We start from the raw sequence: 10,057 nt of genomic DNA on the forward strand, positions 1-10,057 counted from the left end.
ACTTGGAAAGCATGGTTACTTGGAAAGCATGGTTTGGAGAATTTATTTTGATTGTCGTTAAAACGAGACATTAAATCTCTCCTTTCTAATTAGGATGGGAACGAAGCTCATCATAGTAGATGCAGGGAATAGTTAAATGGTCATAATAAAATTGGCTATTTCGAGAGAAAATAGAAAAAACGCCTTATTTTAAGGCGTTTTTTCTGTTTTCTTCGTATTTATAATACCGTTTTAGTGAAATTTTTGATTTGAAGCCAACTAATTTTATGATCTCTGGCTCTGGGGTTTGTTTTTTTATTAGGCGTAAAATAAATGTGTTCCGGAAATGTTGTCCAGAAATGCCTTTACGTAAATTCGCTCTTGCTACTTCAAGTCGGATCATTTTTTGAATAGCGATTTCTGTTAGTGCTTTTGGTGCGTCGTTTTCATATACCCATCTGTATGTTCCACGGTTAAAATCGAATGCAACAAACAACGGGTCATTACTATGGTATTTAGGGCGAACTGGTTCTGGAATACTTTTATAATATGTGTACAGTTGTTTTTTGTCTTCGATTGCTAATGTGATTGTTCTTTCTACTCCTGCGGTTGCTGGAATAGAAAGTGTATTAGTTTCAAAATGAACGTGATGCATAGTTAATGCTGTAAGCTCTTGTAAGGATAGTCCGTAGTCGATTAATAGACTTAAAATTACGATATTACGATCCATTAATAACGGACGAACGGGACGTTGTTTTTCTGAAAGTCCTTCTAATGAAGTGACTATATGCTTTAATCTTTTTTCTTCATCGGATGAAATGAAATCTTCATTACGCAATGCACGGTTTGGTTGAATGGTAATTTTCATATTCTTCAATGGATTTGGAATGTTAAGAAAATGATGCATTCTATTTAATACAATAAATACACGATGCATTGTTTTCTCAGAGTAGTGTCGATTCTTTTTTAAGTCTGAAAAGTAATCTTCATAGTCTTTTGTACAAAGTGTTGCCCATATATTACTGGAAGGGAGCTTTTTGTTTTTTTCTAACCAATGTCCAAAATCTTCAATGTCATAAACATAACGTTTAATGGTTGAAGACTTTCGGCCTTTATTCAATAAAAAAATAGAAAAGGCTTGTATTGTATCATGGAATTCCGTTGTTTCCATAGTCCCACCACCTTGATTATTTCTTATATTATAGCAAACTTTTCTGAAAATAGGCATTTGCAAGAGGGACTGGAATAATAATATTTGGTGAGTGGATAAAATGAGGTGATTGTATGGAACAATCGATGCGTAAGAAAAATAACAATCAAATTAATATTGTATTAAACCATCGAAAGAAAATTTCGTTACCGGCATCAGAAAATAAAACGGTAATTTCAAGTGAAACCACTACTAAACATGAGATGTTGCAGAGAATTGAAGAAGAGATGGGAAAGCTCGTTGGGATGGATGAAATAAAAAAGATAATAAAAGAAATTTATGCTTGGATTTATGTAAATAAAAAAAGACAAGAGATGGGGTTGAAATCTGAGAAGCAAGTGCTTCACATGTTATTTAGGGGGAATCCCGGTACTGGGAAGACAACCGTTGCTAGAATGATAGGGAAATTGTTGTTTGAGATGAATATTTTATCGAAGGGGCATTTAGTTGAAGCAGAACGTGCTGATCTTGTGGGGGAGTATATCGGTCATACAGCGCAAAAGACGAGAGATTTAATAAAAAAGGCCATGGGAGGTATTTTGTTTATTGATGAGGCGTATTCTTTAGCGCGGGGGGGAGAGAAGGATTTTGGGAAGGAAGCTATTGATACACTTGTGAAGCATATGGAAGATAAGCAGCACGGTTTTGTATTAATTTTAGCTGGATATTCAAGAGAGATGAATCATTTTCTTTCATTAAATCCAGGGTTACAATCTCGTTTTCCATTTATTATTGAATTTGCGGATTACTCGGTAAATCAGCTGTTGGAAATTGGAAAGAGAATGTATGAGGAGCGCGAATATCAGTTATCTAAAGAAGCGGAGTGGAAATTTCGAGATCATTTACATGCGGTAAAGTATTCGTCGCAAATTACATCGTTTAGTAATGGGCGATACGTACGGAATATTGTTGAAAAATCGATTCGTACACAAGCTATGCGATTGTTACAAGAGGATACGTATGATAAATATGATTTAATTGGGATATCAAGTATGGATTTAATGCTTGAAGAGGAGACGCACAGTACGTAAACTGTGCGTCTGTTTTTATGCATAAGTTCGTTTACTCTTTTTTTGCTTTTTCTTGGTGAGTTTTATGAAGACGTTCCATTTTAGCGCTCTTTTCGTGCGCTGAATTTGGATCATGTCCAAATTGGTTTACTGAGCTTTTTTGAGCTCCTTTATTAACATGGTTTGTCATTTGCATTCACCTCGCTTTAAAAATTAGTATAAACATTATGTAAAGAAAAACTCGTTAGAAAAGAAAAACCTCTTTACGATATGTAAAGAGGTTAGATTGCTATTTATGCATTGAGCGCTCCTTTGTATCGATGCGTCTATGCGGTAAATGCCATTTGTAATGAATAGAAACCATGCGGAAGCAAACAATTAAAATGAATAAGGTGTATAGAGCCCAATCGCTAACGATGACTTTAGCACCAATCAAAAAACCGGCTAAAATCGTCCAAAACGCATATACATCAGCTCGAAGGACGAGAGGTTTTCTACGTGCTAAAAGATCACGAATAATACCGCCGCCAATGCCAGTTAAAACAGCAGCTACAATTGTAGCGCTAATTGGTAAATTTAATTTTTGGGCGTATAGAGCTCCTTGTACGGCGAACGCTGATAAGCCGATGGCATCTGTGATGTTTTCCCACTTTTTCCAATGCTTAATTAATTTATTAGGAAAAAGAAAAATGATCGTCATTGATAATAGTGCGATTTGGAATAACATGTCTTGTTGCCAAAACGCGACGATTGGATAACCGATTAATAAATTACGAAGGGCACCTCCCCCAAATGCGGTTGCCATTCCTAAAATATATACCCCGAAAATATCATAATCCTCTTCCATTGCAACAATTGCTCCGCTTAGTGCGAAAGCGATTGTGCCTATGATGCTAAAAATCTCCCATGCCATGAATTTTCTCCCTCGCTAACTAGATGAAATGTGCTTCCTCTGCTATTATATTAGAAGGTTTAAATTTCGAAAAGGATGAGTGAACATATTTGATGGAAGAAAAAGAAAAAATCATATTAGTTGGCTGTCAATTGCCACAAGATGATGATGAAAAATTTATGCATTCCATGAAAGAGCTTGCATCGCTAGCGAAAACTGCGCGAGCGGAAGTGTTAGTATCAACGACGCAAAAGCGCCCGAAGTTTCATCCGGCGACTTATATAGGAAAAGGTAAACTAGAAGAGCTTGCAGCGTTGACGGAAGAATTAGAACCAGCTGTTATTGTTTTTAATAATGAGTTAACACCAAGTCAAATTCGGAATTTATCTTCAGTATTAGATGCGAGAGTGATTGACCGAACGCAGTTAATACTAGATATTTTTGCGCAACGTGCGAAATCGAGAGAGGGTAAGCTTCAAGTAGAATTAGCTCAATTGCAATATACAATGCCGCGCCTTATGGGACAAGGTCTTGCTTTATCACGTCTTGGTGGTGGAATTGGTACAAGGGGACCAGGAGAGACGAAGCTTGAGACGGATCGTCGTCATATTCGATCTCGTATTGATGAAATAAAGAGACAACTTGCGGTTGTTGTGGAGCATCGAAAAAGATATCGTGAGAGAAGAAAAGATAATAAAGTGTTTCAAGTTGCGTTAATTGGGTATACAAATGCAGGAAAATCTACGTTGTTTAATAGATTAACGGAAGCTGATACGTTTGAAGAAAACTTATTGTTTGCAACGCTAGATCCGACGACAAGAAAGATGCCGTTACCTTCTGGTTATACAGTGCTTTTGACTGATACGGTTGGTTTTATACAAGATTTACCTACGTCACTAATTGCTGCTTTTCGATCTACGTTAGAAGAAGCTGGGGAAGCGGATGTTATTTTACATGTTGTTGATTCTGCAGATCCTAATTATGTAGGGCATGAGCAGACAGTAAAACAATTATTGTCGGACCTTGAAATTAATCGTATTCCTATTATTACGTTATATAATAAAAAAGATAAATTGCATCAAAACTTCATTCCGTTTCCGAAAAGTGATTTCTTAATGACTAGTGCTTTTGAAGAAAGTGATTTATTGCGTATAAAAGAAGCGCTAGAAACGAAGATGAAGGAAGAAATGGATGATTATCAAGTGGAAATCCCTCCGAGTGAAGGTAGGTTATTAACGCTTTTAAAGACAGAAACAATATTAACTAAAATGGAGTTTCTAGAAGATAAATTTGTATATGATTGTACAGGGTATATATTTGCTCATTCATCGCTTAAGGGGCAATTAAAGAGATTTTTAGTGGAAGAAGGAGAAAATAATGTTTGATCGTTTGAAAAATGGAGAAAAAATTGCTCCAATCGTAAAAGAAGTAGAAAGTCAAATTACAGAAGTACATAAACATGTGGATGAAGTGATTGAGAGTAACCAATTTCGTGTATTAGAAAGTTTTCGTAAACACAAAATTAGCGATTCGCATTTTATTCCGACGACAGGTTATGGTTATGATGATATTGGTCGTGACACGTTAGAAAAAGTGTATGCTGATGTATTTGGGGCAGAAGCGGGTCTTGTTCGTCCGCAAATTATTTCAGGTACTCACGCAATTTCAACAGCTCTATTCGGTATTTTACGTCCAGGAGATGAACTGCTATACATAACAGGAAAACCATATGATACGTTAGAAGAAATCGTTGGTGTACGCGGAAAAGGTGTAGGCTCATTTAAAGAATATAATATTGGTTATAACGCAGTTCCGTTAACTGAAGAGGGATTTGTGGACTTTGAAGCTGTTGCAGCTGCGATCCATAGTAATACGAAGATGATTGGTATTCAGCGTTCAAAAGGATATGCTACTCGTCCGTCGTTTACTGTTTCACAAATTAAAGAGATGATTGCGTTTGTGAAAGAGATTAAACCTGATGTTGTTGTATTTGTAGATAACTGCTATGGCGAATTTATTGAAGAAGAAGAGCCATGTCATGTTGGTGCGGACTTAATGGCAGGTTCTCTTATTAAGAATCCTGGCGGTGGAATTGTTAAAACTGGTGGTTACATTGTTGGTAAAGAGCAGTATGTTGAAGCATGTGCATATCGTCTAACATCTCCAGGAATTGGTGCGGAAGCAGGGGCATCTTTATACAGTTTGCAAGAAATGTATCAAGGTTTCTTCTTAGCGCCGCATGTAGCGGGACAAGCGCTAAAAGGTGCGATTTTTACAGCTGCATTTTTAGAAAAGTTAGGGATGAATACATCACCAGCTTGGAATGCACCAAGAACAGATTTAATTCAGTCTGTTCAATTTGATGATAAAGATCGTATGATTGCGTTCTGTCAAGCGATTCAATATGCATCTCCAATTAATTCTCATTTCACTCCATATGCAAACTATATGCCGGGTTATGAAGATGATGTAATTATGGCTGCGGGGACGTTTATTCAAGGTGCAAGTATTGAGCTGTCGGCTGATGGTCCGATTCGTCCGCCTTATGTTGCTTACGTGCAAGGTGGGTTAACTTATTCGCATGTAAAGATTGCGATTTGTTCTGCGATTGATGCGTTAATTGAAAAAAAACTATTAACAATTTCTTAAAGGAAAGCTGTCGATTTCGGCAGCTTTTTTCGTGTGAAAGTAATGATTTGTGCCATTAGAAAAAAATGAAAAAATTCACAAAAAAATCATGTAAGAAAAGCTAACATCTATTGACACTAAACATAACATGGTATAAAATGAGAAACAGTTAAGGCGAAGGAGGAACTGAAACAATGAAAGAAGATAGACGTTCTGCTCCGCTGTTTCCAATTGGTATTGTAATGGATTTAACACAATTATCTGCACGTCAAATTCGCTACTATGAAGAGCATAATCTTATTTTTCCAACCCGTACAAAAGGGAATCGTAGATTATTTTCATTTAACGATGTAGATAAATAATCGGACCTCATTGCGACAAGGTGACATTTCAAGGTTTTTTCACTAAAGATAACTGATTCTGAAGGTGTTTAGAGGGACTAAGGAGGAATTTATAATGGCTAGGTACACAAAAGAAGATATTTTCCGTTTGGCGAAAGAAGAGAATGTAAAGTATATCCGTCTGCAATTTACGGACCTTTTAGGGGTAATTAAAAACGTAGAAATTCCAGTGAGCCAATTAACAAAAGCTCTTGATAACAAAATGATGTTTGATGGATCTTCTATTGAAGGTTTCGTACGTATTGAAGAATCTGATATGTATTTATATCCGGATTTAGATACTTGGGTAATTTTCCCTTGGACAGCTGAAAAAGGTAAAGTAGCTCGTTTAATCTGTGATAATTACAATGCTGATGGTACTCCATTTGATGGCGACCCACGTAACAACTTAAAGCGTGTGTTAAAAGAAATGGAAGCATTAGGATTCTCAGATTTCAATCTTGGACCAGAGCCAGAATTCTTCCTATTTAAAGTTGATGAAAAAGGAAATCCAACATTAGAATTAAACGATAACGGTGGATACTTCGACCTTGCGCCGATGGATCTAGGGGAAAACTGTCGTCGTGATATCGTTCTTGAACTTGAAGAAATGGGCTTTGAAATTGAAGCATCTCACCATGAGGTTGCGCCAGGTCAACATGAAATTGACTTTAAATATGCAAATGCAATTCGCTCATGTGATGACATTCAAACATTCAAGCTTGTTGTAAGAACGATTGCTCGTAAACATGGTTTACACGCAACATTTATGCCGAAACCATTATACGGTGTGAACGGTTCAGGTATGCACTGTAACTTATCACTATTTAAAAATGGTGAGAACGTATTCTTCGATCAAAACGGTGATTTACAATTAAGTGATGATGCTCGTCACTTCATCGCAGGTATTTTAAAACATGCGCCAGCATTTACAGCGGTAGCAAACCCAACTGTAAACTCTTACAAGCGTTTAGTACCTGGATATGAAGCTCCATGTTACGTAGCATGGTCTGCACAAAACCGTAGTCCATTAGTGCGTATCCCTGCATCTCGTGGTATTAGTACACGCGTAGAAGTACGTAGTGTTGACCCAGCTGCGAACCCGTATTTAGTAATGGCTACATTATTAGCAGCAGGTCTTGATGGAATTAAAAATAAATTAACTCCACCAGCTGCAGTAGACCGTAACATCTACGTAATGACAAAAGAAGAGCGCGAAGAAGCAGGTATCGTTGACTTACCAGCAACATTAGCGCAAGCGTTAGTTACTTTACAATCTAATGAAATCGTATGTGGCGCATTAGGTGATCATTTACTTGAGCACTTCATTGAAGCAAAAGAAATTGAGTGGGATATTTTTAGAACTCAAGTTCACCAATGGGAACGCGATCAATATATGTCTCTATACTAAGAGACTCAAACCCTTGACACACAACGTGTTGAGGGTTTTTTTATTTTGTGGGTAAAACACTTTTATTTGAAAGAAGAGTAATTCACCCACAAAACACCCACAAAAAAATCAAACTTACCCCAATACGTTATTCATATAAGCTTCAAACCCCGAAATGGAATCTTTATTAATTTTATCGCTGATATGAGAGTAAACGTTAGCAGTGATTTCAATACTCTTATGTCCTAATCGATCTTGAATGTATTTCATACTTGCACCAGACTCTAATAAAAGAACCGCGTGGGTGTGTCGTAATGAATGTATTTCTAGTCTAGGTAAATTCGCTTTCTTTAGTATGCGTGAGAATGCATTGAACAATGTTGACTTCGGTAAGAACTTTCCATCGACTCTTGAAAAGACCAAATCTAATTCATGTTCATATGCATCTTGTAAAACAAGCTTATTAGCATTTTGCCACTTTTTATGTTCGAGTAGCTCATCAACTAATGATTTAGGAATCATGATAGTACGTTTAGAAGTAAATGTTTTTGTATCTCCGAATAATTCTTCTTTTGTTTTAGCTGTAAAATCTAATGTTTTAGAAATAGTTATGGTATGCTCTTTTAAATTTATATCTTTCCATTGTAATGCAGCAGCTTCACCTTTACGCATACCAGTATTCAGAAGCGCAGCAAACGTATTTGCTTCTATCTCTAATTTATCAACTGAAAAGAATGTGTTCTTACGCAGAAAAGGTGTGTTCGCATGAGTATGTAGGATTGCATGTCCTAATTCATGCGCACAAACAGTTCTTTGCATGGATGGAGACAAATGATTATTAATAACAATGTAACGATTTCTTTTTTCGTATTTATAAAATCCGTTTATTTCTTCATGTAAATCCCAGGTTAGTACATTTATCTTTAAACAATCTGCAAGCTCATAGGGGTTATTCGTGTTGTATTTTGTGCAAAGTTGTTGGACTAGATCTCTTATGACGAATTTCAATGTTTTCCCTCCTAAGCTCGCATCAGTTGCCGTCGGTATTACGATATTTCTTAGGCACGTATTTTTTATTGATTACTTTAGTTTGTTTCACAATGTAATCCATTGCATCTAATAAAGACTCAACGGCTTCTTCACTCATRGGCTCACCAGAAAACATTAATCCGTCTTCACTGAAGTGACCCCTAAAAGTTAGACACGGTTATTTCATTAGGCAACTTGATCCAAATGAGTCCGGTATTGTACCGGCTCATTTTTAATTTTGCCTTAATCCGTTTCGTATTATAATAATCTATATATTTTTCTAATTCTATTTTAAAATGCTCAATACATTCAAATTCTWTTATATAGAGGAACTCCGACTTCATAATCCCAAAGAAATTCTCTATTACTGCGTTGTCGTAACAGTTTCCTTTTCGAGACATACTCTGTACGATAGCTCTTGATTCAAGTGTACGGACGTACTGTCTCATTTGATAATGCCATCCTTGATCCGAATGCATCAGTAGCTGGTGGTTTTCAGGTAAACGTTCTAATGCTTTCTCTAACATCTCTGAAACAAGCGAATACGTCGGTCTAGAACCAATTGTATAGGTAATAATTTCACCATTATACAAATCTAATACAGGTGATACATACAGTTTTTCTCCAAACAATTTAAACTCTGTGATGTCTGTTACCCATTTTTGATTCGGTGCATCTGCATAAAAATTACGCTCTAAAATATTGGGTGCAATTTTACCGACTTTCCCCTTATAAGATTTATATTTCTTCATGCGCACAACGCACTTTAAGCCAAGCTCTTTCATAATGCGTTGCACCTTCTTGTGATTCACTTTCTGACCACGATTCGTTAATTCATCACGAATGCGACGGTAACCATAACGACCTTCATTCTCCTCATAAATCGCTTTAATCTCAGCTTTCAAATCGGCATCTACATCTGGGCGATTCATTTTTTTTACTAAATCATAATACGTGCTTCGTGGAATACCAGCTAGCTCCACGAGTGCCTTCACCAAATATTTATGCCTTAATTCATAGACTACTTGCGCTTTATCTTGTTTTGTGATTTTTCCTTGTTTTGAACTAAGGCATTCAACTTTTTTAAGTACTCATTTTCCATTTCAAGCTGTTTAATACGTGCTTCAAGTGCTTCGACTGACCCTTCAGCTAAAGCTTGTTTTAATTGTTTATTTRAATCTTTTTTCATGGATGAACGCCCCTTTTTCTTAGATTGAAGGGCATCAATTCCTTGTGTTTCGAGTTGTTTTTTCCAAACAGAAATCGTTGAAGGGGCAGGAATGTTAAAGATAGCTGCCGTCTCAAATAAGGACATACCGTTTTCAATCATAAAGTTTAGTACGTCTAGTTTAAATTGTTGTGTGTAATTTGTACATCGTTTTAGAAAAGCTTCCACACCATTTTGCTTATATTGGTTTACCCAATTCAAAATGATTGTGCCACTTATACCGATCGCTCTACCCATTTCTCGATAACTTTCATTTCCGTTCAAATAACGTAGAACGATTTGTATTTTTTCATCAGCTGTAAATTTAGCCA

8 protein-coding genes and 3 pseudogenes are annotated in these 10,057 nt (G+C 36.4%); 5 read left to right on the forward strand and 6 right to left on the reverse strand.

Annotation, left to right across the window (positions count from 1 at the left end; translation table 11 throughout):
- Nucleotides 1–184 precede the first annotated feature (184 nt).
- Nucleotides 185–1,150 carry a tyrosine-type recombinase/integrase gene (locus AC1DJR_RS14390; RefSeq protein WP_429688959.1) on the reverse strand — a complete coding sequence of 322 codons (966 nt, stop codon included), beginning with the start codon at nucleotides 1,148–1,150 and terminating at the stop codon, nucleotides 185–187.
- Nucleotides 1,151–1,263: 113 nt separating this feature from the next.
- On the opposite strand from AC1DJR_RS14390, the gene spoVK reads away from it, so the two are divergent.
- Nucleotides 1,264–2,220, forward strand: coding sequence for a stage V sporulation protein K (gene spoVK, locus AC1DJR_RS14395; protein ID WP_002014481.1), 957 nt, complete (start codon nucleotides 1,264–1,266; stop codon nucleotides 2,218–2,220).
- A gap of 31 nt (nucleotides 2,221–2,251) precedes the next feature.
- Here the strand turns inward: spoVK and AC1DJR_RS14400 are convergent, their stop codons facing one another.
- On the reverse strand, nucleotides 2,252–2,389 hold the full coding sequence (locus AC1DJR_RS14400; protein WP_002087943.1) for a hypothetical protein: 138 nt from the start codon (nucleotides 2,387–2,389) through the stop codon (nucleotides 2,252–2,254).
- A 99-nt stretch (nucleotides 2,390–2,488) separates the two neighbouring features.
- Nucleotides 2,489–3,112 carry a trimeric intracellular cation channel family protein gene (locus tag AC1DJR_RS14405; protein ID WP_002014478.1) on the reverse strand — a complete coding sequence of 208 codons (624 nt, stop codon included), beginning with the start codon at nucleotides 3,110–3,112 and terminating at the stop codon, nucleotides 2,489–2,491.
- Nucleotides 3,113–3,204: 92 nt separating this feature from the next.
- On the opposite strand from AC1DJR_RS14405, the gene hflX reads away from it, so the two are divergent.
- The 4 genes and pseudogenes from hflX (at nucleotide 3,205) to glnA (ending at nucleotide 7,510) form a co-directional block, all read left to right on the forward strand.
- Nucleotides 3,205–4,476 (forward strand): GTPase HflX, encoded by a 1,272-nt coding sequence (gene hflX / locus AC1DJR_RS14410; protein ID WP_002069969.1) that lies wholly within the window; start codon nucleotides 3,205–3,207, stop codon nucleotides 4,474–4,476.
- The gene (locus tag AC1DJR_RS14415; RefSeq protein ID WP_002142781.1) at nucleotides 4,469–5,740 is read left to right on the forward strand and encodes a methionine gamma-lyase family protein; all 1,272 of its coding nucleotides are present in this window, start codon (nucleotides 4,469–4,471) and stop codon (nucleotides 5,738–5,740) included. Before hflX ends, AC1DJR_RS14415 begins: the two co-directional genes overlap by 8 nt.
- A gap of 173 nt (nucleotides 5,741–5,913) precedes the next feature.
- Nucleotides 5,914–6,078 (forward strand): annotated as a pseudogene (gene glnR / locus AC1DJR_RS14420) (transcriptional repressor GlnR); the annotation flags it as partial.
- A gap of 97 nt (nucleotides 6,079–6,175) precedes the next feature.
- Nucleotides 6,176–7,510 carry a type I glutamate--ammonia ligase gene (glnA, locus tag AC1DJR_RS14425; RefSeq protein WP_477002872.1) on the forward strand — a complete coding sequence of 445 codons (1,335 nt, stop codon included), beginning with the start codon at nucleotides 6,176–6,178 and terminating at the stop codon, nucleotides 7,508–7,510.
- Nucleotides 7,511–7,624: 114 nt separating this feature from the next.
- Here the strand turns inward: glnA and AC1DJR_RS14430 are convergent, their stop codons facing one another.
- From AC1DJR_RS14430 to AC1DJR_RS14440, 3 genes and pseudogenes are all read right to left on the reverse strand, one after another.
- Nucleotides 7,625–8,497 (reverse strand): tyrosine-type recombinase/integrase, encoded by an 873-nt coding sequence (locus AC1DJR_RS14430; RefSeq protein WP_429688960.1) that lies wholly within the window; start codon nucleotides 8,495–8,497, stop codon nucleotides 7,625–7,627.
- 22 nt (nucleotides 8,498–8,519) lie between these two features.
- Nucleotides 8,520–8,666 (reverse strand): annotated as a pseudogene (locus tag AC1DJR_RS14435) (immunity repressor protein); the annotation flags it as partial.
- A 38-nt stretch (nucleotides 8,667–8,704) separates the two neighbouring features.
- Nucleotides 8,705–10,057 (reverse strand): annotated as a pseudogene (locus tag AC1DJR_RS14440) (IS3 family transposase); the annotation flags it as partial.

The organism is Bacillus sp. 05T31, assembly GCF_056396725.1.